We start from the raw sequence: 22,736 nt of genomic DNA, 5'->3' as shown, positions 1-22,736 counted from the left end.
TCATTTTAATACTCTTTGCGTAATGAACTCATCGCTTTCAATGATTCCATCTTTCAGCACCACGTTTCTTTTCGTTTCTGCGGCCACATCCGGTTCGTGCGTTACCACGATGATGGTTTTCCCTTCGCGGTTGATTTCTTGGAGAAGTTTCATAATGTCATAAGTTGTTTTTGAGTCCAGCGCGCCGGTTGGTTCATCGGCAAGGATTACTTTGGGGTTGGTAATCAATGCTCTTGCAATCGCAACTCTTTGCTTCTGTCCGCCGGAAAGCTCGCTGGGTAAATGATTTGCCCAATCCTTTAAACCAACTTTCTCCAGGTATTCCATAGCTTTTTCATTTCGCTCCCTTCTGGAAATATTTTGATAATAGAGTGGAAGCGCCACGTTTTCCAAAGCTGTTTTATAACCGATTAGGTTGAAGGATTGAAAAATAAAGCCCAAGAATCTACTTCGGTATTCTGCGGCTTTTACCTCGGAAAGATGTTCAATCGGAATTCCGTCAAGTTCATAAGTTCCCGAATCTTTCTCATCTAAAATTCCAATGATGTTCAGCAAAGTGGACTTTCCGGAGCCAGAACTTCCCATGATGGAGACAAACTCGCCCTCGTTAATTTCCAGGTTGATTCCTTTCAAAACATGGAGTTTGCTTTTTCCGGTATCGTAAGATTTATGAAGTTCTTTGATTGCTAACATGAGTGGAAAAGTGATTTCGGGATTAGTCCATTTTTCTTTTTGAATGTTACAAAATTTTTGAATTAAATCTATTTGTTTAATTCGTAATTACTATTAATAAATGATTATTTGCTTATTGTTTAGTCGTATAATGGCTAAAAATGGTAAAAAATTGTTTCTTATTTCAACAAAGTTAATGAGGGAGCAATGTCTGTGTGACTGTGGAAAACTTTTACCATTCAAATTCAGAGATTTAATGTTGGCTACTTTTTTTATCGCCTTTCATTTTCTATTTTTGTCACTTACGCCTCTGGAATACATTTCAGGGACTTGTGGATAATTTTTATCTTAAGGGATTGACAATCATTGATATAGTTTTTATTTCGATTTATCCACAATATCAAACATTAACTTGAAAAAACATTTGATTATGGGAATTTTTGACAAAAGGGTGAGTTACAAACCGTTCGAATATCCTGAAGTTCTGCAATTTGTGGAAGCCATCAACAAATCGTTTTGGGTTCATTCCGAAATTGATTTCACGGCGGATGTTCAGGATTTCAAATCGCAAATGGAGCCGCATGAACAAAACGCGGTGAAACACGCACTTTTAGCCATCGCCCAGATTGAAGTTAGTGTGAAGACTTTTTGGGGAAACCTATACAGCCACATGCCTAAACCTGAACTCAACGGTTTGGGGGCGACTTTCGCGGAATGTGAGTTCCGTCACTCCGAAGCGTATTCCCGCCTATTGGAAGTTTTGGGCTATAATGAGGAATTTATCGGATTGGTAGAAACACCAGCGATTAAGAAAAGGATTGAGTTCCTGTCAAAAGCTCTTAAAAACGCCAATTCCTCTACTCCGAAAGAATATGTTTCTGCACTTTTATTGTTCAGCATTCTGATTGAAAACGTTTCACTGTTTTCCCAGTTTGCAATTATTTTGTCGTTCACCAGGTTTAAGGGATTCATGAAAAATGTTTCCAATATCATCGCCTGGACATCTGTTGACGAGCAAATCCATGCGAATGCCGGAATTTACCTCATTAATAAAATCCGCGAGGAACAACCGGATTTATTAACCGATTCCGATATTGAAGATATCTATACTTTGGTGGATCACTCCATTGAAGTAGAAGGCGAAATCCTGGATTGGATTTTCGAGTTGGGAGAAATTGATAATTTCACCAAGGAAGATTTGCTGAATTTCATGAAATACCGCGTTGACGATAGTTTGAAGAAAATCGGGATGAAAACGAGATACAATGTAACGCCGGAACAATACCGACCGATGATGTGGTTTGAAGAAGAGGTTTTCGCCAATTCCCTGGACGATTTCTTCGCAAAAAGACCGGTGGATTATACCAAGCATGACAAGAGTATTACGGAAAACGACCTTTTTTAAGGAGCCAATTTCGGTGTAGGGACAAGTCGCGATTTGTTCATCCCCAGAAGAGCGATAGAAATCAGAATGAATTTTTTTCGATTTTGGAAAAGGGCTGAATACGCGAAATGTCGGCAGAAATTTAGAATAGTTTCTTGAGCGCCGAAGGTGCGAAATCCAAGCAGTCACCTTTCGGAAAAATAACGACAGAATTTATTAGCCCCGATTGCAGCGGCATCCTTTTTTGTTTTGAAAAAACAAAAAAGATATAGCGGAAAGCGGGACGGGTAGTGAAAAAAAACAAAAACCTGCTTGCTCCAAAAGAAAAAATTAATAATTCAAGAGATTGTTCGCAGCATTCTCGAAAAAAAAAATATAATAATGGAAGAAAATACGAATATCTGGTGGCTGAACGAGGAGAGCGAGCAAATGCTCAACCGCGGCTATCTGCTGAAAGGCGAAACGGTGCAGGGTGCGATTGAACGTATCACGACCGCCGCTGCGAAACGATTGTACAAACCAGAGCTGCAACCGGCTTTCGAGGAGATGATTACCAAGGGATGGATTTCTTTCTCGTCGCCAGTTTGGGCAAATATGGGAACGCAACGTGGTTTGCCTATTTCGTGCTTCAATGTGCATATTCCCGACCATATCGAGGGAATTACCCACAAATTGGGCGAAGTGATTATGCAGACTAAAATCGGTGGGGGAACTTCCGGATATTTCGGCGAGTTGAGAAATCGTGGAACGGCGGTGACTGACAATGGAAAATCTTCGGGTGCGGTTTCGTTTATGAAGCTGTATGATACCGCGATGGATGTGGTTTCGCAAGGTGGTGTTCGCAGAGGTGCGTTTGCGGCTTATCTGGATATCGATCACGGCGATATAGAGGAATTTTTGTCAATTAAAGATATTGGAAGTCCGATCCAGAACCTGTTTACAGGAGTTTGTGTTCCGGATTACTGGATGCAGGATATGATTGATGGCGATATGGACAAACGAAAAATCTGGGCACGCGTTTTGGAAAGCCGCCAACAGAAAGGATTGCCGTATATTTTCTTCACGGACAATGTGAACCGAAACAAGCCGCAAGTTTATAAGGACAACGGGATGATGGTGAATGCGAGTAATCTGTGTTCGGAAATCATGCTGCCCTCTTCGGCGGAGGAGAGTTTTATCTGCTGTCTTTCTTCGATGAACCTGGAATTATATGACGAATGGAAAGATACCAATGCCGTGAAATTGGCGATTTACTTCCTGGATGCAGTTTTGTCTGAATTCATCGAGAAAACGGAAGGAAACTATTACCTGCAGGGAGCCAGAAATTTTGCGCTTCGACACAGAGCGCTTGGTTTGGGTGTTTTGGGATACCATTCTTATTTGCAGAAAAACATGATTCCTTTCGAAAGTTTCGAGGCGACTCAGTTTAATGCGCGTGCTTTCAGGCAAATTAAGGAACAGTCTATTCAGGCATCGCAGGAGTTGGCGAATATCTATGGCGAACCGGAACTGATGAAAGGTTACGGAATGCGCAACACCACAGTGATGGCGATTGCGCCTACTACTTCTTCGTCTGCAATTTTAGGCCAGACTTCTCCGGGAATCGAGCCGTTCGCATCAAATTATTATAAGGCAGGTTTGGCAAAAGGAAACTTCATGCGGAAGAATAAATATTTGGCGAAATTGCTAGAAGAAAAAGGGCTCGACAATGAGGAAACATGGCGTTCAATAATGTTGAATCACGGTTCTGTGCAGCATGTGAATGAACTGACCGAGCAGGAAAAAGCGGTGTTCAAAACTTTCAGGGAAATTTCGCCAATGGAGATTATTTCTCAGGCAGCACAAAGACAGCAATACATTGACCAGGCTCAAAGTTTGAACTTGCAGATTCCGTCAACGATGCCGGTGAAAGATGTGAATTACCTCTACATCGAGGCATGGAAGAAAGGCGTGAAAACGTTGTATTACCAAAGAAGTTCTTCAGTTTCTAAGGAGATGATGGTGAATTTTGTGACATGTTCGAGCTGTGAAGCATAGATTTACTAATTGAAAAAGATAAAAATCTGCGGAAAAAATCTGCAGCTTTTTCTATTTCTTGCTCCTATTTGTAAGTTGGCAAGTTCTGCATCACTGGAATATTTTCCAAAATGCACCGGCAAAACGTTTCTTACCGGTTCTTTGTTCAGGTTTCTGTCGACTTCCAATTTTTGTCTTTAGACTTTTCTCGAGGTAGAATTTACTTTTTGTCGTTGTTACTAAGTTTACCAATTTCCCGAAAAATGCATTGGGGGAGGAATCGTGGGGTTTTCCTGACAGAAAGCTGTCTCTTTTTCGGGTCGATTTATACAAATCTTACCTTTCGTTCCTTTCCTTACCGCAGCAAAATAACGGTGTTGCTGTCTTTTAAGCCGATAACTTTTAGGAGAGTTTGGTTTAGGAGTTCATATGACTTTCATTAAAAAATCCGATTTCCGTTTGCATAAAACATGCAAACAGGAAGCTCAGTTTTAGTATTTGCTGTTATTGCTGTTTTTGGGATTTAAAAACAAAGACGCTAAAAGCCCGATTCCCACCACTACATCTACAATATTCCAAAGTTCTCTGCCTAATGAAATTTTGAAAAATGGCTGGAAGAGCAATGCCAATGCAATATAAACGAATATTTCCGCTTGCTTGTCTTGCGTACCGGCTTGAAATGCAAGAACTACAAATCCTACCAAAGCCAGAAACCGCACTAACTGGTAATATCCATAAGGCATTTTGGCGAGGCAGAGGAAAAATAGGATTGCTAAAAGAATTTTTATGGCTTTTTCCATTACAACGCTTCTTCGGGATTGCTGGGTTTTGTGCTGAAGTTTCCGTTTGGCTGTGCAATCAATTCGTAAGTCAAAACATTGTTGTATAAAGACTGTTTTTCATCTTTTCCAAAGTTTTCATCAGTGAGAAACCCTCCTTTAATTTTTCCGTTTTTCATTTCCTTTTCAGGATCCCAATCTTTCCCGTAATAGAAAAAAGCTTGATAGTTGCCGTTGGGAAACGAAAATATATAACGATCTCCAGCTTGAATATAGGCGTGTCTTACTACTTTATCATTTCTTTTGATCAATACCAAGACATCTGAATTGTTAGGTGTCTTAACGTCGATTTGGGAGCAACCATAGTCCTTGCAGGATGAGTTTTCCCCATAATATTTGGAATATGGGGTAGCTCCCGTCGGTAAGGAATTGTCGGTATGCAAATCCGTTTCATTTAGCTCCACGGGTTTTCTTATGGCGTAATCGACAATGTTTTCAGGGTATTTGACATGGTTTGTTGCAGCGGAGTCCACTACTACGGTGTTAGAATCTGCTAACGCTGGAACCGATCCGATAGGTTCTGATTTTTGGCAGGAAATCAATACTATCAAAATTCCGGCGAAAATGGGGTATGTAGGTTTTTTCATTACTATGCTTTTCATCTTTGGGATGGTATCTTGAATAACCAGAGTTTTTAAGCTACCAATATTTTATTGATTTGAGATTTTATAGCAACCATTATGATCAGATAGTTCAGCAGACTAATTATTTTTTCTGATTTTTTTATTTCCTTTCGTTGTGGTGCTGATTTTTTTTACGGATTTTGGGTTGCAAACGCCACAACGTCCACCGGAATTACAGTGTGCACAGCCGGAGCAGTTAGTGCAGGCGGTGCAATAGTCGGAACCTGTGCATTTTCTTCGCAATTCGTATGTTTTTTCTGCGCTAGGTGAGAGAGAAGATAAAAAGATTCCAGCACTGAAGACAAAAGGCAAAATAGTTTTTGTCATTATATTTTTTTAATGTTTCCAAATGTACTTTCGGTTTTGCACTTTTCCTTACGGTTTTCCGTAAAAAGGAAAAAAAACTTGAATTTTTCCGGTTTTCTACTTCAGGGATCTTTGTAAGGCAGGATTCACAAAGCAAAAAGTAAAGTCTAATTCTGATTGAATTCATCATCAAGTTTATTTTTTGGTAGGGTGGTGAAATGTTTTCGGGATGTTCACGAACAGAGTACTTTTTTTGAGCGAAAAGCTTTATAATCTAAAGCCTTTTATTCTATTTAATCAATAATTCCAATTTTTTAGCTGATGAAATCTTATCTACTTTAAAATTCCCTATTTTTGAACCCATTGGCAAAAATCATTATCTTTAAATCTCGAACAGTAAAAATTGAACCCATGAAATTCGGACAAGTTGAAGACCCCTCGAAAATTGATTTCGCACTTCCGGAGGATCACCCCAAAACTGCGGAGGTACTGAAAAAGAATATTAAAAGCCTGGAGAATATTTACATCGGCTGTGCAAAATGGAACAAGACCGACCTGAAAGGTTTCTATCCGAAAGGGACGAAAGACGAGCTGGCTTATTATGCGACCCAATTTAACTCCATCGAGCTGAATGCGACATTCTATGGAATGCCGACACCGGAGCAGGTTCGGATTTGGAAAGAAAAGACGCCGGCGAATTTCAAGTTCTTCCCGAAAATCACCAATACGGTTTCCCACTTCCGCAGGCTGCTGAATATTACAGATGCCGTGACCAAGTTCGCAACTGCAGTCTTAGGTTTTGACGAGAAATTAGGAATGGTCTTTTTGCAGCTTCACGATAACTTCAAGCCGAAAGATTATGAAAGATTAGAAAAGTTCGTGAAAGACTGGGTGAAGGAGATTCCACTTGCAATAGAGCTTCGGAATGCGGAGTGGTTTGCGGATGAGGAAATCTTCAACAAAACCTGCAAGCTTTTTGAGGAAAACGAGATCACGAATATCATTGTGGATACCGCCGGAAGAAGAGATATGCTGCACATGAGGCTCACTACGGCTTCGGCCTTTATCCGCTATGTAGGCGCCAATGCGGAAAGCGATTATTCCCGGCTAGACGATTGGCTGGAACGATTGGCAAAGTGGAAGGCGGATGGACTGCAGAATCTGTACTTTTTTGTCCATCAGAATATTGAAAAGGCATCCCCTTTATTATCGGCCTATTTCATTGAGCAATTAAACAAAGAATTTGAGGTCGAAATACATGTTCCGAAAATGCCAGAATATAAAATATCCTAAAGTTTTTTCAATCAGATGAATCGACTGCCTCTATAAATTTGATAGATAAAATAAAAGACAATATTGTCTTTTATTACTTCCAACTTTGATAAATTAGCTAAAGCAAAAAAAAGATGTTTTCAAAATCCTGCGAATACGGAATTCGGGCGGCAATATATGTCGCTAAACAGTCCATGAAAGACCGGAAAGTAGGTATAAAAGAAATCGCAAAATCGATTTCTTCGCCGGAAGCATTTACCGCAAAGATTTTGCAAAAGCTGACCAAGACCAACGTGATTCGGTCTGCAAAAGGTCCCAATGGAGGCTTCTTTGTAATCCAAGATGATTTAGACAGAGTCAAGTTGTGGAATATCGTTTTTGCTTTGGATGGCAACAGTCTGCTGGAAGACTGCAGCCTTGGTTTACATAAATGTAATGCAGAAAAACCTTGCCCACTCCATTCAAAATTTGTAAAAATTCGTGAAAAAATCAAAGATGCACTTGAGAAAGCCACCTTGCGCTCTTTAGCTGAAGAAGTTTCCGGCGGTGCAACTTTTCTGAAAAGATAAAAAATTTTACCATAATAAAGGATTTTTTTGTCCTCTAATTTTTTGATTTATGAATAACTCATTATTTGGTGAATCAGGGGTTCAACTTACCTTGCTTCTCATTCTGATTCCTATTCTTGCCGGTTTAGCAATTGCGGTTATCAGAACTTATGGAACTTATAAAGATTTGCGGAGCAGGCGTGAACTTAAGGATATTCGCAACAAGATTAAGGAGTTAACGCCAGAAGAGGTGGAGCATTACAAACGCAGAGAGAAAGAATTGGAATACCGGATTCCAGAAAACGAGCTTTCAGGAAGCCTGCCGGTTTCGGATCAGAAAGGGATCATCACGAATATCAATACAGTAGAGGAAATAAGGGCAATCCCCCATAAAAATTCTGAGGTTAAAGACGCTGTGGTCACTCCTCAATTGGGAAAACTGGTTCTTTATTTTTTGGGGTTTTCTGTTTTTTGGCTGATTATTGCAACCACCGTTGGCGAATATTTGGGGATTAAGTTTGTAGCTCCCGATGCGGATCATGTGAGCTGGCTGAGTTTTGGTCGACTTCGACCGGTTCATACCAATATGGTTTTTTGGGGATGGGCTTCTTTTGCGATGGTGGGATTTTCCTATTATGTAATTCCGCGAGTCAGCAATGGGGATTTGTTCAGCATTAAATTAGGATGGGTCGCTTTTTATTTAATGAATGCCGCAGTACTTTCGGGCACCATTTCTCTGATGGCGGGAATTAATAATGCGGGCGGTGAATACAGAGAATATATTTGGCCTTTCATGGGTTTATTTGCGGTGGGAATCGGCATTTCGCTCTATAACTTTTTAATGACCATCGCCAGGAGGAAAACCGGCGAAATCTATGTTTCAAACTGGTATATCGTAGCCGCGGTGATGTACGTCATCGTTATCTTGTTAGTGGGTTATCTTCCTTTTTGGCAGCACGGACTTGGTGAAACCATTATTCAGGGTTACTATATGCATCAAGGAGTGGGAATGTGGTTCATGTTCCTAAATCTTGGACTGATGTATTATTTTCTACCATTACAGTTAAACAAGCCAATTTACTCATACAGTTTAGGTATTCTGGCATTTTGGACTCAAATTCTGTTTTACACCCTCATTGGAAGTCACCACTTTATTTTCAGCGCAATTCCATGGTGGATGCAGACCGTGGCCATCGTGGCAAGTGTGGGAATGGTAATTCCTGTGGTAGCGGGCACGACCAACTTTTTGCTGACTTTCAATGGATCCTGGTATAAACTTAAAAACAGTTACACCCTTCCATTCTATTTGATCGGAATTCTGTTTTACTTTTCGGGCTCACTCCAGGGAACAGTGGAAGCATTTAGGTTCACTAACTTGATTTGGCATTTCACGGACTTCACCGTCGCACATTCGCATATGACGATGTATGGAATCATTACCTTTATGTTGTGGGCATTTACTTACACGCTGGTTCCAAGAATTACTGGCAAGGAGCCGCCGAAATTCTGGGTCGGGATCCACTTCTGGCTGGCTTTGATCGGAATATTGATTTATATTACTTCATTAATGATTGGCTCCACAGAGAAAGGACTTCTTTGGATGGCAAAAAAGCCATTTATTGAAAGCGTTGTCATAATGGCTCCTTACTGGTTATGGAGAGCCGTGGGAGGAACGATGATGTGGATTTCGCATTTGATTTTTGCGTACAATTTTTATAAGATGGTCAGCAAAAAACCCGCAATTGTAATTCCAAGAACACCAAAAGAGATTTTACAGGCTAAAAAGCAACTTCAAAACACAGAATTTATTCCAACAAAATAAACTTGAGACATGAACATGTACAGTAATCATAAATTGTTATTTTGGTCAGCATTGCTTTTTTTTCTCTTTCTGACGCTCAATATTGCGATTTTGCCAGCCTTTCAAAATCAACAGATTTATCAACCTTTGCCCGATGCAAAGCCTTTGACAAAAGAGCAAAAAGCTGGGAAAGCGCTTTATGTCGCAAACGGCTGTATCGCTTGTCACACTCAGCAAGTGAGGGGAGTGGATATGGATACACCATTTGGAAGCAGACCAAATATTCCTTCGGATTACGCGGTTAATGACAGAACAGACTTTTGGAGAAATACGGCCAATCTTTTGGGTTCGGAAAGAACAGGACCTGATTTAACCAACATCGGTTCAAGGCAGCCAAGCCAGGATTGGCAGTTGGTCCACCTTTATCAACCAAGGGCGGCAGTGAAGGAGTCCATTATGCCGGCATTTCAATGGATGTTTAAAGAAAAAGATTTTCTTGAAAAAGGTGATGTGGAAGTAAAAGTACCGCCGGAATTCCTTAAAAATAAAAACAAAAAAATAGTTGCCACTCAAGATGCGATGAATTTGGTTGCTTATCTACTATCATTGAAACAGGTGAAACTTCCGGAAGGCGTTGCACCAGTAGAATTCCTTTACAAACAAAAAGAGAAAAAAGCGGCGGCCGGTGCAGCATCAAATTTGCCCGATGGTGCCGAATTATTCACCGCAAACTGTGCAACGTGCCACCAAGCAACTGGCGAGGGACTTCCCGGAGCATTCCCTCCTTTGAAAGGCAGCCCGATCGTAAATGGCGATGATTTGGATGTTTACGTGAATATCATCATGACAGGTTATACCGGAAGACCTGGATATGGACCGATGCCCGCAGTAGGAAAAAATGCCAATTTCACCGCGGAAATGGTCACCGCAATCATGAACCACGAAAGGTCTTCCTGGGGAAATACCGGAAAACCTGTGGATCTGGAAAAAGTAAAAACCATCATGGAAAAAATCAAGTAAGATGAAAAGTTTGAAAAAAATAATAGGATTGATTTTGATCCTGGCAGCCAATTTCGCGATGGCTTGTGATGCATGTCAGTTGCAGCAGCCAAAATTAACTCAGGGATTCACACATGGAACCGGACCAGAGAGCAAATGGGATTGGGTGATTGTGGCAGTCATTGCGCTAATCACGCTTTACACCCTGATTTATACCATCAAATATATCGCGAAACCGGGCGAAAAAAACAAGAACCACATAAAAAATTCTATTTTAAATTAATTTTAAAATATCAAGAAATGACCAAAGACAGATCAACCGTAAAGATTTTTATAGATGATGATCCGCATCCGATTGCTGATCTGGACACTCCGATCGTTTTTGATTTTGATACCTCTAAACTGACCGATGGAGAACACACTATGAAGATTGTCAGCAAATCGATCTCCGGCAGGGAAGGAATCCGGCTGATTAATTTCCAGGTGAGAAATGGTCCGTCAATCAGTGTGGAAGGATTAAAGGAAAATGATATCGTGGACGGAAGTTTTCCGCTGATGATCAATGCTCACGACAAAGCGAGTGTAAAAAGTTTCGTGGTGGAAGGAAGTGAGACGCCCCAAACCATCCCAGTCTGGATGTGGGTATTGATCATCCTGATTGCTGCATGGAGCGCATACTACGGAATAACCTATTTCAATGGACATCCATATTAAGTTTTCATATAAATTGAGGAAGCGGTTTCAAAATTATTTTGAAGCCGCTTTTTATTTGAAAATAAATCGTCCCGCAAAAAATCAAATCAAGCTAAAAACTCAATCTGCTTATCCTTGAAGTTGTTTTTCTCCACGAGTTTGTTCATGGTTTTGAGCATTTTCTTACGAAGATCCGCAAGTTTTCTGATGTTTTTGTCCTCGCTGTAATCAAAAATATTATCGTCAAAAGTGAAGGTGTCTCCTTCTTTGAATTCAATGTCATGTTTCTTCATTTCCTTCAAAAGCATCAGATTGGTCATGGTTTCTACCAATCCGTATTCAGAATCTGCCAGTTTCTTCAATGATTTCAGAATCTGTTTTTTGTATTTTTTCTTTGCGCCCATATCTTAAAGTTTAGTTTTAAAATTGTAATTTTCCTTTTTCATCATTCATAATTCGAAATTCGAAAAGGGTTTCAAAGTTAACCAATTTTCTCAAAACTTCCCCGGAATGGCTGGTCTAAAATCGCTATATTTGTTCACCATGGAAAAAGCGGAACTTTTATCATTAATTACTGATGCCAAAAACAAAGACCAAAAAGCGCAGACCAGACTCATCAATGCGCATTGGGTAGATGTGTTCAGTTTTGTGCTGAAAAAAGTGCAGGATGAAAATGTGGCAGACGAAATCACAGTTTCAGTTTTCTCTAAAGTCTTGGCGAAACTGGATTTGTTTGATCCCAATTTTCAGTTTAAAACCTGGATTCTCACCATTGCCCAAAATTCAGTGATCGATTTTTGGCGAAAAAAGTCCCGGGAAAATGAGGATTCTACTGATAATTTCGATGACTTTAAAAATCACTTTGCTCGTTCGCCGGAAGAACTTTTGATATCTGAAGAAGAACAAAAACAAATTACTTCAGTGATTGAATCTTTGGACTCCAACTATCAAGACATTATTCGGCTCAGATTTTTTGAGGAAAGAAGCATCAAAGAAATTGCAGAAGAACTTAATCTGACCGTAGCAAATACCAAAGTCCGCATCATGCGTGCCAAAAAGGTATTGGCGGAATTATTAAAAAACAATGAATTTGAAGATTGACGAAAACAATTTCTAAATCCTTAAATTTGACCTTTATTTTTACTCATGAGCGAAGTCTTATCAAATACAACCATACAAAAACCCAAATGGATCCGGGTAAAACTCCCAACTGGGAAGAATTACCGCGAACTCAGAACTTTGGTGGATAAATATAAACTCAATACCATTTGCCAAAGTGGAAGTTGTCCAAACATGGGAGAATGTTGGGGAAGCGGAACCGCCACTTTCATGATTCTTGGAAACATCTGCACCAGAAGCTGCGGATTCTGCGGCGTGAAAACCGGAAAACCTTTAGACGTGAACTGGGACGAACCTGAAAAAGTAGCCCGTTCCATCAAGTTGATGAAAATCAAACACGCCGTACTCACTTCAGTTGACCGCGATGACCTGAAAGATATGGGATCCATTCTTTGGGCGGAAACCGTGAACGCAGTTCGCAGAATTTCTCCGGGAACCACTATGGAAACATTGATTCCGGATTTCCAGGGAATCCACAAACATCTCGACCGAATGATCGAAGTGGCGCCCGAAGTGATTTCCCACAATATGGAAACCGTGAAAAGATTGACCCGCGAAGTGAGAATTCAGGCAAAATATGAAAGAAGTTTAGAGGTCTTAAAATATCTGAAAAATTCCGGGCAACGAAGAACCAAAACCGGATTAATGCTCGGTTTGGGCGAAGAAAAAGAAGAGGTTTTCCAAACGATTGAAGACATCAGAAAGGCAAATGTGGACGTAATTACCTTGGGACAGTATCTGCAGCCCACAAAAAACCATCTCGCCGTGAAAAAATTCATCACTCCGGAAGAATTTGAAGAATATGGTGATTTTGCAAGAAACTTAGGTTTCAGACATGTGGAAAGTTCGCCTCTGGTCAGGAGTTCTTATCACGCGGAAAAACATATTTTGTAGTGACCAATTGCTGATCGAGCGAGCAGGATTGATCCATGCGGAAATCATTTGTCAAGCGAATTAATTCATCTAAATATCAAGATCAACTATGAAAACACTGTCATTCACTTTCGCAGCGATGATTTTTTTCGCAGCAGTTTCCTGCAAAGACACCCCGAAAGATGCATCCGCAAAAACAGAAATTTCCCCTACCAAAAACATCAGAACCGAAAACGTGGTTTACAATATCCGTGGAGTGAATTACAAATCCTTCGCGGCGTTTCCCGCAGATTCTGACCAGCCAAAACCGGTCGTAATGGTCATTCCAGAATGGTGGGGCTTATCGGATTATGCAAAAGATCGAGCGAAGCAGCTCGCAGAATTGGGATATTTTGCAATGGCCGTCGATTTCTACGGTGAAGGAAAAGTAGTAGATAATCCACAGGAAGCAGGAAAATTGGCACAACCTTTTTACCAGATCCCGATCAATGCAAAAATGATTTTTGATGCTGCAAAAGCACGTGTCGTCACTTTTCCCAATGCAGACCATTCCAAAATTGCCGTCATCGGCTATTGTTTCGGTGGTGCGCAAGCCTTGAACATGGCCCGTCAGGAAAGCGATTTGAAGGGCGCAGTTTCCTTCCACGGAAATCTGGAAACCGGAGTCCGCGCAAAGAACAACAAAGTTAAAATCCTGGTCTGCAACGGTGCGGATGACAGTTTTGTATCGGCCGATGAGATTGCTTCCTTCAAAAAGGAAATGGATTCCGCCAAAATTAACTACCGGTTTATCGATTATCCAAATGCGGTCCATTCCTTTACCAATCCCGCTTCCACGGAGGCCGGCAAAAAATTTAACCTCAAAATCGCCTACAACAAAGAAGCCGACGAAAAATCATGGAACGACATGAAAACATTCCTCGCAGAAATTTTCAAGTAATTTTTTTAGGAGCAACCAAGTTATAGACTCTTTCGAAAACCCGTCCCGCTCTCCGCTGCAATCTTTTTTGGTGTATGAAGATGACTGAGCTCCTCGAAGTACCGAAATACACCAAAAAAGGATTTCCACTGCGATCGGGGCTATTATTGAAGTTCAGTTTTTCTTTTCAAGATTTTTTTAAGGCACTCATTCACGACCGGTTTTGATTATGTTAAAAATTTTCATGCATTCCTGGTATTTTTCACGAAATTTGTAAAAAAGTACTTTAATGAACGCGGCAATCCTCATCATCGGCGACGAAATTCTTTCCGGAAACACACTCGATACCAATTCTCATTTTATCGCAACAGAACTCAGGAATATTGGAATATCGGTTTCCAGGATTTTTACAGTTCCCGACGAAATAGACGCCATCAAAACCGGTTTGAAAGCCGCTACTGAAATTGCCGGAATCGTGATTGCAACTGGCGGAATCGGACCAACAAAAGACGACAAAACCCGAATTGCTTTCGCGGAATTTTTTGATGATCACCTGGTTTTAGATGAAGAAACTTTCGAGCATTTGAAACAGCTTTTGATCAGAAGAAATCGGGAGCATCTTTTGGAAATCAACAAGAGTCAGGCTGTAATATTGTCCAAGTCCAAGATTTTCCAGAACGAAAACGGAACCGCACCGTGTCAAATGATGGAGCAAAATGGGAAATTGATTTTTTCACTTCCCGGTGTCCCTTTCGAGGTGAAGCCTTTTTTGCGAAACCAAATCATTCCATTTCTGAAGGAGCGATTTTCATTAGACTGCATTTTGACCCAAATTATTTCCGTGGTCGATTTCCCCGAAAGTCTGCTTTCACAAACGATCGAAGATTGGGAATTGGCGCTTCCGGAAAATATTTCACTGTCTTATTTGCCGGTCGGAAACAGAATCAAACTCCGCTTGACCGCCATTGGAAATGATTTGAATTTCATTAAGAATCAGTTAAATACAGAAATTGAAAAACTTAAACCCTACATCTCTGAAAAGGTTATTTCCTGGAATGGAAATGAAATTCAGTCGATTCTGAAAGAAATCCTGATCGAAAAAAAACTCACGATTTCTACGGCGGAAAGTTGTACCGGTGGAGAATTGGCAAGGCTCATCACCTCCGTTTCGGGGAGTTCGGAATATTTTTTGGGCGGCGTGATACCCTACAATTATCACAAGAAAATTGAGATTTTAGGGGTTTCTGAAAAAACGATTTTAGACAAAACCGTGGTTTCCGAAGAAGTTGCCCAGGAAATGAGTTTGGGTGGTCAGAAATTATTTAAAACCGATATCTCGCTTTCTACCACAGGTGTTTCCGGACCCAATTCGGATGAATTCAACAGCGAAATTGGAACCGTTTTCTATTCCATCCGCATAAATGATTTTGAGAAAACGAACCGCCTCTTTCTTCCGCATCTGGACCGAAATGATTTTGTGAACTTTGTTTCACAAAGGATTCTGCAGGATTTGGTGTACTATTTGGTTAAGGACTAAAACCATGTGGGTTTCAAAATTCAGAGAAAAGGTAAAGGAACAAAATCAAAAAGCAGCTCTGGTTTATTATGCGATTTTCGACCGCAGAACGCCGGTGGCTGCAAAAATATTGGCCGTGGTCACCATAGGATATTTGCTGAGTCCCATCGATTTCATCCCTGATTTTATTCCGGTTTTGGGACTTCTGGATGATTTGATTTTGGTTCCGATCTTAATTGGAATCACGGTTTCGCTGATTCCAAAGTCGATTCTTGATGATTTGAAAAAGAAAAAAAGTCCAAACCTTAAGTCTGGAAAAAAGTGGGTTTTTGCGATTCCGCTTATGCTGTTCTACGGATTTTTGGTATTTGTTCTTTACACCCGATTTTTTTCTGATTAAAATCTTTGCTGTTTTTTGGGGGAGTACCGTAACAAATCTTGTGATCAATTGACTTATCCATTAAATATCCATAACAACATCCTTATGAAAAAGCTCAACATCACAGTCCTTGCTTTCGCGGGAATTGTAGCGCTCAGTTCATGTGCATCCAAAGTGGCGACTGCACCAGTGACTGCTGTATCACCCGAAACGCCTTTGACCCCTAAAGTAGAAACTCCAGAAAATGGACTTGATTTGTCGGCAATGGACAAGTCGGTTCGTCCGCAAGACGATTTTTATAATTACGTGAACGGAAGCTGGATGAAGACCGCAAAAATCCCGGCAGATAAGTCCACTTGGGGAAGTTTCAACAAACTGGCGGAAGATACGGACAACAACTCGATGACGATTTTAAATTCGCTGCTTAGCGATAAGTTTGCAGATGGAAGTGAAGGAAAGAAAATCCAGGATTTGTACGCAACTTATATGGATATGAACAAGCGAAATGCAGATGGAATTGCTCCTATCAAAGCGGATCTCGCAAAAATTGACGCCATCAAATCACTTGCAGATTTCCAGAATTACTTGGTGGAAGCAACCAAAAATGGAGAGAATCCTTTTTATGCTTGGGGCGTTTTTTCTGACTTGAAAAATTCCAAAATGAACGCTGTTTATATGGGAGAAGCAGAGTTGGGATTAGGAAGAGATTATTACCAAAAAGTAAACCCGAAAAATACCGAAACCCTTGCAGAATACATCAAATATGTTGCTTCAATGCTCGACTTTTTGGGTTATAAAAATTCTGAGGAGGTTGCAAAAAATATCGTGAACTTCGAAAAAAGTATTGCGCAGACTTATTTGACCAACGAACAGATTCGCGATGCGACTTTGCAGTATAATCCAAGAACGATGACCGAACTCAAAGGGATGGTGAAAAACGTGGACCTGTCAAAATATTTGACATCGGTAGGCGTGGATACTGACAAAGTGATTTTGGGTGAACTGAATTATTATAAAAACCTCGACAAGTTCATTACCGCTAAAAATATTCCTTTGATCAAGGATTATATGAAATTCCACCTGCTTTCCGGCAGTGCGAGTTATCTTTCTGCAGATTTGGATGCCAGAAAATTTGCGTTCTACGGGAAATATTTGAGAGGTCAGGATCAGCAAAGAGCACAGAACAAGCGTGCATTCGAACTCATCAACGGTACTTTGGGCGAAGCTTTCGGGAAATTGTATGTAGAGAAATATTTCCCTGCCGAAGCAAAAGCACAAATGGTGGAGCTGATCGATTATTTGAAGAAAAGCTTTGTGAGCCATATCAATAACTTAAGTTGGATGTCGCCGGTGACGAAGGAAAAAGCACTCAATAAACTCAATAAATTTACGGTAAAAGTTGCTTATCCGGACAAATGGAAAGATTATTCAAAATTGCAAATCCAGTCTGAAGCCAACGGAGGAACTTTGTATAAAAATCTTCAGAATGTTACTTCATGGCAATATCAAAAAGATTTAGACAAAATTGGAAAACCTGTTGATAGAACGGAATGGGGAATGACTCCACAAACCGTGAACGCCTATTACAACCCTGTGAATAACGAGATTGTTTTCCCTGCCGCGATTTTGCAGCCGCCATTCTTTAACCCTAAAGCAGATGCCGCCATTAATTTTGGTGGAATTGGTGCGGTAATCGGGCATGAAATGACACATGGTTTTGATGATTCAGGTGCGCAGTTTGATGCCGATGGAAATCTGGTAGATTGGTGGACCCCTGAAGATAAAGCCAATTTCGAAAAAGCCACGAAATCCCTCGCTGCGCAATACAGCACCTATCAACCGGTAGAAGGAACTTTCGTGAACGGTGAATTTACCAATGGTGAAAATATTGCCGATTTAGGTGGGGTAAATATTTCATACGATGCGCTCCAAATGTATTTGAAAGATCATGGAAATCCAGGATTGATCAGTGGTTACACCCAGGATCAAAGATTTTTCCTGAGCTGGGCAACCGTCTGGAGAACTTTGCAGAAAGAAGCGGCACTGATCAACCAGATTAAAACGAACGAACACGCTCCAGGATTGTACAGAGCTTTCGGGCCACTCGTGAATACGGATGCTTTTTACCAAGCGTTTGATGTGAAAGAAGGCGACAAACTGTATAAAAAGCCAGAGAATCGGATCAAGATTTGGTAATAGTCATCAATGAATTTTTAGGCGTTAACAAGGTTCCAAACCTTGTTAACGCTGTTTTATGCAGATATTTATTGTTATCTTTGATCCATATTCAATAAAATTTAATTATTAGTAATGAAAAAAATTAGCATTGCAGTACTTGCATTAACAGGTATTGTTTTCATGAATTCTTGTAAAACCGCAAAAAGTGCGGAAACAAAAACAGAACAAACACCCGTGAAATCTGTGATTGGGACTGATTACGGGATTAATCTTTCCTATATGGACACTTCGGTTCGTCCACAAGATGATTTCTATAGCTATGTGAACGGAAACTGGATGAAAACCACAGAAATTCCCTCTGATAAAACAAGTTGGGGAAGTTTCAATGTGCTTCGGGAAGATGTTGACAATGCATCCTTAGAGATCTTAAATAAAATTTTGACCGATCAATTCGCAGCCAATTCCGAAGGTCAAAAAATCCAGGCACTGTATGGAACCTTCATTGACTGGAACAAGAGGAATGCCGATGGAATTAACCCAATTAAGCCGGAAATTGCCAAAATCGACAATTTGAAATCAATTGCTGATTTGCAAAAATATTTGATCGATGCCACAAAAACCGGTGACAATCCTTTTTATCAGTGGCGGGTTTCCGCAGATATGAAAAACTCGGTGATGAACGCTGTGTATCTGGGTGGACCAAGTCTCGGTTTGGGAAAAGATTATTACCAGAAAGAAAATGAAGCCAATACCAAAACTCTTGCAGCTTATACTGATTATGTAGCTTCACTTTTCAATGTTTTAGGCGATAATGCTTCCAAACAAACAGCGATGAGAGTGGTGGCTTTTGAGAAGCAACTGGCAAATGATCTTTTGACTTTGGAGCAGGGAAGAGACGCCAACCTTCGCTACAATCCCAAAATGGTGAAAGAGCTTTCAGCTTTGGTTACGCATGTGGATTTACCGAATTACTTAACCAGTGCAGGGGTAAATACCGATAAAGTTATCGTCACTGAACTGAAATATTACCAGAATATGGATAAGTGGATGAACGAAAGAACGCTTCCATTAATTAAAGATTATATGAAGTTCCAATTATTGAACGGCAATACAGGTAATCTGGATTCTAATCTTGACAACTTGAGATTTGATTTTTACTCGAAATATCTTCAGGGACAAAAAGAACAGCGGTCAATGGACAAACGAGGTCTTGCTGTGGTGAACGGAACTTTGGGGGAGGCATTTGGAAAACTTTATGTGGATCAATATTTCCCGGCTGAAGCAAAAACCAAAATGGAGGAATACATCAGTTATCTGAAAAAATCCTTCAAAGTCCATATCGACAATCTGGACTGGATGTCGCCTGAAACAAAGGTAAAAGCGCAGGAAAAACTTTCAAAGTTCACTGTGAAAATCGCTTATCCGGATAAATGGAGAGATTATACCAAATTACAGCTGCAATCTCCTGCAGATGGTGGGACTTACTATTCGAATCGTGAAAATATCTCGAAATGGGCTTATCAAAGAAGTTTGGATAAAGTTGGAAAACCGGTGGATAAAACCGAGTGGGGAATGTCGCCACAAACAGTGAACGCTTATTACAGTTCATCCAATAACGAAATTGTATTCCCTGCTGCGATTCTTCAGCCGCCTTTCTTCAATTTCAAAGCTGATCCTGCAGTGAATTTTGGAGGAATTGGTGCGGTAATCGGTCACGAGATTTCTCACGGTTTCGATGATTCCGGTTCCAGATTTGATGGTGACGGAAACCTGAATAATTGGTGGACAGATTCTGACCGAAAAAACTTCGATGCAAAAGTGGCGCAACTTGCCGCTCAATACGACAAATATGAACCGGTTGCCGGAAGTTTCGTAAACGGAAAATTTACCAGCGGCGAAAACATCGGTGACTTGGGAGGTTCCGCAGTGGCTTACACCGCACTTCAAATGTATTTGAAAGATCACGGAAATCCAGGTTTAATAAGCGGTTTCAATCAGGACCAAAGATTCTTCATGAGTTGGGCAACCGTTTGGAGAACTAAATCTACCGACAAATTCTTGGTAAACCTGGTGAAAACCGATCCACATTCACCGGGATATTTCAGAAGTTTTGGACCTTTGGTCAACATGGATTCTTTCTATAAGGCTTTCGATTTGAAACCGGGCGATAAACTGTATAAAGCCCCGGAAGAAAGGATTAAAATCTGGTAATCCTCATCCTCTAAATCCCTCTCCATTGGAGAGGGACTTTTTTTGCGCTTGACAGAATGGTTAATCCAACTTTAAGGTTTGTTATTATTGCTTTGTTTCCTGTATCTTTAAAAGATGAAAATTATCCAAGAAAAAAACATCATCATCCAAAATCCAGATACCAGAGATTTTCTCGCAGATGCTTTCTATCAGGAAAGTTCCGTGAAACTTCCGCTGGTGATTTTTGCACATGGTTACAAAGGTTACAAAGACTGGGGAGCATGGAATCTTATGGCGGAAAAGTTTGCAGAAGCAGGATTTTTCTTTGTCAAATTTAATTTCTCGCACAACGGAACCACTTTGGAAAATCCCACTGAATTTGCCAATTTGGAGGCTTTTGGGAATAATAATTTCTCAAAAGAAATGTCGGATTACGATGCGGTTTTAAATTATTTTTTGGAGAATCCCAAAGTTGATCCGTCAAAAATTTCCATCATTGGTCACAGTAGAGGTGGAGGAATTTCGGTGATCAAGGCATTTGAAGATGACAGAATTAAAGCATTGATTACATTGGCCGGTGTCAGTAATTTTGCCAACCGTTTCCCGCGCAGTGAAAAATTGGAAGAGTGGAAGAAATCTGGCGTCATGTATTCCGAAAACGGCAGAACCAAACAGCAGATGCCGCATTATTACCAATATTTTGAGGATTTTAAAAACAATGAAGACCGTTTCAATATTCAGTACGCTGCACAACATTTGAAGAAGCCAATCCTCATCCTTCAGGGAACCGATGATTTGGCGGTGAATGTAAAGGAAGCGGAATTGCTGAACAGATGGTGTAAAACTTCTGAGCTTTTCGTCTTAGAAAATGCAGACCACACTTTCGGTGCAAAAGAACCGTGGACAGAGGGTTTTCTTCCGGAAGATCTAGAAAAAATATGTAGTATTTCTATTCAGTTCCTTGATAAAATACAAGGATAAACCAAATCAGAAATAAGAATAAAATTGAAAATATTTTATCTTAATTCTCGTTCAGATATAATTTCTAAGATCGCCTTTCTCGCTTCGTCAACTAATTCTTCACTCAGTTTGTTTTCAAGTTCTTGCTTGGTTAAATTGTTAAACCTTTTTTTGAAAAATTGGATGCGTTGTGTTCTTTGTTCAGCATACTCTGATTTTTTCGTACCAAACCATTTTTCATTTATCGTAGCAAGAATTTTTCTTTTTTTATAAATGAGGATACAGAATAAGATTAAATTTGTGAGGTTAATAAAGCCCATTAAGGTCACTTGCACGGAATCATTGAAAGAAATCAGGTTAATTATTCCAAATCCAAGCAAAAAGACAAGTAAGTAGACCGATAAGTCATTTCTAAATTTCAATAAAATACTGACGATGGTGAGTCCCACTATTCCCGAAATTAGAAATATCCCCGGACTGGATAAATGTACAAGTGAATAAATGATATTTATCCAAAGGAAAATTATCATCAGAAATTCGGTTTTAAGAAAGGCTCTGATAAAATGTTTTTTTGAAGGATTATTATTCCCCATAAAGATTTTCATCTAAAAGTATCTGATCTTGATTTTTCACCAAAATCTTCCACGCTTCTGCAATTCGGCTTTCCAAAAGTTGCTTCTGTGCCTCCAAATGTATTGCTTTTTCAGAATGAAAATTACCAACCGGTAATTCTTCTATATTGGCCAACATTCCCAAATCGTTTCCGGTAAAAACTTTGCTGAATTTGATTTCATTCGGTAACAAATCGAAACCGATTCCTTTGGTGACCAAAGGTTTCGGGACTTCAAACAGGTTATTTTCATTATTCCTGGAGTACCAGTTTCCGCCTAATCTTGCAACCAAATCGAGTTTTGTTTGGTCCAGATTTCCGGCTTCGTTCAAGTATTCTTCGCGAACGTGGATTTTAATGATTTCGCAAATAATTAAATTTCCTGCACCGCCTTCAGTTCCCAAATGTTTGATTTCTAAAACTTTACATTCTAAATTAACTGGACATTCTTTGATGAGTTTCGGTTGCACCAATTCGGCATCTTTCATGGTGAGTCCCGACTTTACAAATTCGTTTACTCCTTTTTCATATTCCGTAGATGCCAGTGAAATCTGCTGCACAATTTTGAAATTCACAATTCCAATGACCACTTCCGGAACTTGAAGAACGTTTTCCAAAGTATGTTTCGTAGTATTGTCGCGAACTCTTCTTGCCGGTGAAAAAATCACGATGGGCGGATTGGAACTGAACATATTGAAAAAACTGAACGGACTCAGATTAATCACTCCGTCTTGGTCAACCGTGGAAGCCAATGCGATGGGACGCGGCGCAATTGCCGTCTGCAGAAGCGTTTGGAGTTGAAGATTATTCAGGTCTTTTGGAGTAATCGTTTTCATGGA

The 22,736-nt window shown here is 40.2% G+C and carries 23 protein-coding genes; 16 read left to right on the top strand and 7 right to left on the bottom strand.

All coding sequences use genetic code 11. The annotated features are described in order from the left end of the window. Entirely contained in the window at positions 1 to 693 is a 693-nt protein-coding gene (locus tag L0951_RS01315) for an ABC transporter ATP-binding protein (RefSeq protein ID WP_234108911.1), read from the bottom strand. A gap of 409 nt (positions 694 to 1,102) precedes the next feature. On the opposite strand from L0951_RS01315, the gene L0951_RS01310 reads away from it, so the two are divergent. Next, positions 1,103 to 2,077, top strand: coding sequence for a ribonucleotide-diphosphate reductase subunit beta (locus L0951_RS01310; protein ID WP_234108909.1), 975 nt, complete (start codon positions 1,103 to 1,105; stop codon positions 2,075 to 2,077). 324 nt (positions 2,078 to 2,401) lie between these two features. Further along, the gene (locus L0951_RS01305; protein ID WP_410685801.1) at positions 2,402 to 4,093 is read left to right on the top strand and encodes a ribonucleoside-diphosphate reductase subunit alpha; all 1,692 of its coding nucleotides are present in this window, start codon (positions 2,402 to 2,404) and stop codon (positions 4,091 to 4,093) included. 5 nt (positions 4,094 to 4,098) lie between these two features. Here L0951_RS01305 and L0951_RS01300 read toward each other — a convergent pair whose 3' ends face one another. The 3 genes from L0951_RS01300 to L0951_RS01290 form a co-directional block, all read right to left on the bottom strand. Then, positions 4,099 to 4,260 (bottom strand): hypothetical protein, encoded by a 162-nt coding sequence (locus tag L0951_RS01300; protein ID WP_234108905.1) that lies wholly within the window; start codon positions 4,258 to 4,260, stop codon positions 4,099 to 4,101. A gap of 303 nt (positions 4,261 to 4,563) precedes the next feature. Then, the gene (locus L0951_RS01295; protein ID WP_234108903.1) at positions 4,564 to 4,872 is read right to left on the bottom strand and encodes a DUF6804 family protein; all 309 of its coding nucleotides are present in this window, start codon (positions 4,870 to 4,872) and stop codon (positions 4,564 to 4,566) included. Next, positions 4,872 to 5,498 carry a hypothetical protein gene (locus tag L0951_RS01290; RefSeq protein WP_234108898.1) on the bottom strand — a complete coding sequence of 209 codons (627 nt, stop codon included), beginning with the start codon at positions 5,496 to 5,498 and terminating at the stop codon, positions 4,872 to 4,874. The genes L0951_RS01295 and L0951_RS01290 overlap by 1 nt, the downstream gene beginning before the upstream one ends. A gap of 753 nt (positions 5,499 to 6,251) precedes the next feature. Between L0951_RS01290 and L0951_RS01285 the strand changes: the two genes are divergently transcribed. From L0951_RS01285 to L0951_RS01260, 6 genes are all read left to right on the top strand, one after another. Continuing rightward, positions 6,252 to 7,133, top strand: coding sequence for a DUF72 domain-containing protein (locus tag L0951_RS01285; RefSeq protein WP_234108897.1), 882 nt, complete (start codon positions 6,252 to 6,254; stop codon positions 7,131 to 7,133). Positions 7,134 to 7,246: 113 nt separating this feature from the next. Next, positions 7,247 to 7,681, top strand: a complete 435-nt coding sequence (locus L0951_RS01280; protein ID WP_234108896.1) for an RrF2 family transcriptional regulator — start codon at positions 7,247 to 7,249, stop codon at positions 7,679 to 7,681. Positions 7,682 to 7,730: 49 nt separating this feature from the next. Continuing rightward, positions 7,731 to 9,482, top strand: coding sequence for a cbb3-type cytochrome c oxidase subunit I (locus L0951_RS01275; protein ID WP_234108895.1), 1,752 nt, complete (start codon positions 7,731 to 7,733; stop codon positions 9,480 to 9,482). 9 nt (positions 9,483 to 9,491) lie between these two features. Then, on the top strand, positions 9,492 to 10,481 hold the full coding sequence (locus L0951_RS01270) for a cytochrome c (protein WP_262908418.1): 990 nt from the start codon (positions 9,492 to 9,494) through the stop codon (positions 10,479 to 10,481). Between the two features lies 1 nt (position 10,482). Next, entirely contained in the window at positions 10,483 to 10,743 is a 261-nt protein-coding gene (locus L0951_RS01265) for a hypothetical protein (RefSeq protein WP_234108891.1), read from the top strand. Between the two features lie 17 nt (positions 10,744 to 10,760). Beyond that, complete coding sequence (locus tag L0951_RS01260) at positions 10,761 to 11,174, top strand: cytochrome C (RefSeq protein ID WP_234108890.1); 414 nt, start codon at positions 10,761 to 10,763, stop codon at positions 11,172 to 11,174. A gap of 86 nt (positions 11,175 to 11,260) precedes the next feature. Here the strand turns inward: L0951_RS01260 and L0951_RS01255 are convergent, their stop codons facing one another. Next, positions 11,261 to 11,557, bottom strand: a complete 297-nt coding sequence (locus tag L0951_RS01255) for a hypothetical protein (protein ID WP_234108889.1) — start codon at positions 11,555 to 11,557, stop codon at positions 11,261 to 11,263. Between the two features lie 139 nt (positions 11,558 to 11,696). On the opposite strand from L0951_RS01255, the gene L0951_RS01250 reads away from it, so the two are divergent. The 8 genes from L0951_RS01250 (at position 11,697) to L0951_RS01215 (ending at position 21,308) form a co-directional block, all read left to right on the top strand. After that, on the top strand, positions 11,697 to 12,254 hold the full coding sequence (locus tag L0951_RS01250) for an RNA polymerase sigma factor (RefSeq protein WP_234109327.1): 558 nt from the start codon (positions 11,697 to 11,699) through the stop codon (positions 12,252 to 12,254). 45 nt (positions 12,255 to 12,299) lie between these two features. Beyond that, positions 12,300 to 13,166: a lipoyl synthase gene (gene lipA, locus L0951_RS01245; RefSeq protein WP_234108888.1), complete on the top strand. Its 867-nt coding sequence runs from the start codon at positions 12,300 to 12,302 to the stop codon at positions 13,164 to 13,166. Positions 13,167 to 13,254: 88 nt separating this feature from the next. After that, positions 13,255 to 14,085 carry a dienelactone hydrolase family protein gene (locus tag L0951_RS01240; protein ID WP_234108887.1) on the top strand — a complete coding sequence of 277 codons (831 nt, stop codon included), beginning with the start codon at positions 13,255 to 13,257 and terminating at the stop codon, positions 14,083 to 14,085. A 268-nt stretch (positions 14,086 to 14,353) separates the two neighbouring features. After that, positions 14,354 to 15,601, top strand: a complete 1,248-nt coding sequence (locus L0951_RS01235; RefSeq protein WP_234108886.1) for a CinA family nicotinamide mononucleotide deamidase-related protein — start codon at positions 14,354 to 14,356, stop codon at positions 15,599 to 15,601. A gap of 4 nt (positions 15,602 to 15,605) precedes the next feature. Continuing rightward, complete coding sequence (locus tag L0951_RS01230) at positions 15,606 to 15,980, top strand: YkvA family protein (protein ID WP_234108882.1); 375 nt, start codon at positions 15,606 to 15,608, stop codon at positions 15,978 to 15,980. A gap of 84 nt (positions 15,981 to 16,064) precedes the next feature. Beyond that, the gene (locus L0951_RS01225) at positions 16,065 to 18,155 is read left to right on the top strand and encodes a M13 family metallopeptidase (RefSeq protein ID WP_234108881.1); all 2,091 of its coding nucleotides are present in this window, start codon (positions 16,065 to 16,067) and stop codon (positions 18,153 to 18,155) included. A gap of 114 nt (positions 18,156 to 18,269) precedes the next feature. Beyond that, positions 18,270 to 20,348 (top strand): M13 family metallopeptidase, encoded by a 2,079-nt coding sequence (locus tag L0951_RS01220; RefSeq protein WP_234108880.1) that lies wholly within the window; start codon positions 18,270 to 18,272, stop codon positions 20,346 to 20,348. Between the two features lie 114 nt (positions 20,349 to 20,462). Continuing rightward, the gene (locus L0951_RS01215) at positions 20,463 to 21,308 is read left to right on the top strand and encodes an alpha/beta hydrolase family protein (protein WP_234108878.1); all 846 of its coding nucleotides are present in this window, start codon (positions 20,463 to 20,465) and stop codon (positions 21,306 to 21,308) included. Positions 21,309 to 21,343: 35 nt separating this feature from the next. Here the strand turns inward: L0951_RS01215 and L0951_RS01210 are convergent, their stop codons facing one another. Then, positions 21,344 to 21,817 (bottom strand): hypothetical protein, encoded by a 474-nt coding sequence (locus L0951_RS01210; protein ID WP_234108876.1) that lies wholly within the window; start codon positions 21,815 to 21,817, stop codon positions 21,344 to 21,346. 52 nt (positions 21,818 to 21,869) lie between these two features. Next, positions 21,870 to 22,733, bottom strand: a complete 864-nt coding sequence (locus L0951_RS01205; protein ID WP_234108875.1) for a flavin reductase family protein — start codon at positions 22,731 to 22,733, stop codon at positions 21,870 to 21,872. Positions 22,734 to 22,736: the final 3 nt, after the last annotated feature.

This window comes from Chryseobacterium sp. R2A-55, from assembly GCF_021401085.1.
Taxonomy (GTDB): domain Bacteria; phylum Bacteroidota; class Bacteroidia; order Flavobacteriales; family Weeksellaceae; genus Kaistella.
This window is presented reverse-complemented; position numbering and strand designations above follow the sequence as displayed.

What these genes read in the sequence shown, in the direction of transcription:
- lipA (WP_234108888.1), top strand. Translation starts at nt 12,300, where the DNA reads ATGAGCGAAGTCTTATCAAATACAACCATACAAAAACCCAAATGGATC.
- L0951_RS01315 (WP_234108911.1), bottom strand. Translation starts at nt 693, where the DNA reads ATGTTAGCAATCAAAGAACTTCATAAATCTTACGATACCGGAAAAAGC.
- L0951_RS01240 (WP_234108887.1), top strand. Translation starts at nt 13,255, where the DNA reads ATGAAAACACTGTCATTCACTTTCGCAGCGATGATTTTTTTCGCAGCA.
- L0951_RS01275 (WP_234108895.1), top strand. Translation starts at nt 7,731, where the DNA reads ATGAATAACTCATTATTTGGTGAATCAGGGGTTCAACTTACCTTGCTT.
- L0951_RS01215 (WP_234108878.1), top strand. Translation starts at nt 20,463, where the DNA reads ATGAAAATTATCCAAGAAAAAAACATCATCATCCAAAATCCAGATACC.
- L0951_RS01255 (WP_234108889.1), bottom strand. Translation starts at nt 11,557, where the DNA reads ATGGGCGCAAAGAAAAAATACAAAAAACAGATTCTGAAATCATTGAAG.
- L0951_RS01270 (WP_262908418.1), top strand. Translation starts at nt 9,492, where the DNA reads ATGAACATGTACAGTAATCATAAATTGTTATTTTGGTCAGCATTGCTT.
- L0951_RS01290 (WP_234108898.1), bottom strand. Translation starts at nt 5,498, where the DNA reads ATGAAAAAACCTACATACCCCATTTTCGCCGGAATTTTGATAGTATTG.
- L0951_RS01220 (WP_234108880.1), top strand. Translation starts at nt 18,270, where the DNA reads ATGAAAAAAATTAGCATTGCAGTACTTGCATTAACAGGTATTGTTTTC.
- L0951_RS01230 (WP_234108882.1), top strand. Translation starts at nt 15,606, where the DNA reads ATGTGGGTTTCAAAATTCAGAGAAAAGGTAAAGGAACAAAATCAAAAA.
- L0951_RS01250 (WP_234109327.1), top strand. Translation starts at nt 11,697, where the DNA reads ATGGAAAAAGCGGAACTTTTATCATTAATTACTGATGCCAAAAACAAA.
- L0951_RS01265 (WP_234108891.1), top strand. Translation starts at nt 10,483, where the DNA reads ATGAAAAGTTTGAAAAAAATAATAGGATTGATTTTGATCCTGGCAGCC.
- L0951_RS01205 (WP_234108875.1), bottom strand. Translation starts at nt 22,733, where the DNA reads ATGAAAACGATTACTCCAAAAGACCTGAATAATCTTCAACTCCAAACG.
- L0951_RS01280 (WP_234108896.1), top strand. Translation starts at nt 7,247, where the DNA reads ATGTTTTCAAAATCCTGCGAATACGGAATTCGGGCGGCAATATATGTC.
- L0951_RS01210 (WP_234108876.1), bottom strand. Translation starts at nt 21,817, where the DNA reads ATGATAATTTTCCTTTGGATAAATATCATTTATTCACTTGTACATTTA.
- L0951_RS01260 (WP_234108890.1), top strand. Translation starts at nt 10,761, where the DNA reads ATGACCAAAGACAGATCAACCGTAAAGATTTTTATAGATGATGATCCG.
- L0951_RS01310 (WP_234108909.1), top strand. Translation starts at nt 1,103, where the DNA reads ATGGGAATTTTTGACAAAAGGGTGAGTTACAAACCGTTCGAATATCCT.
- L0951_RS01285 (WP_234108897.1), top strand. Translation starts at nt 6,252, where the DNA reads ATGAAATTCGGACAAGTTGAAGACCCCTCGAAAATTGATTTCGCACTT.
- L0951_RS01295 (WP_234108903.1), bottom strand. Translation starts at nt 4,872, where the DNA reads ATGGAAAAAGCCATAAAAATTCTTTTAGCAATCCTATTTTTCCTCTGC.
- L0951_RS01225 (WP_234108881.1), top strand. Translation starts at nt 16,065, where the DNA reads ATGAAAAAGCTCAACATCACAGTCCTTGCTTTCGCGGGAATTGTAGCG.
- L0951_RS01235 (WP_234108886.1), top strand. Translation starts at nt 14,354, where the DNA reads ATGAACGCGGCAATCCTCATCATCGGCGACGAAATTCTTTCCGGAAAC.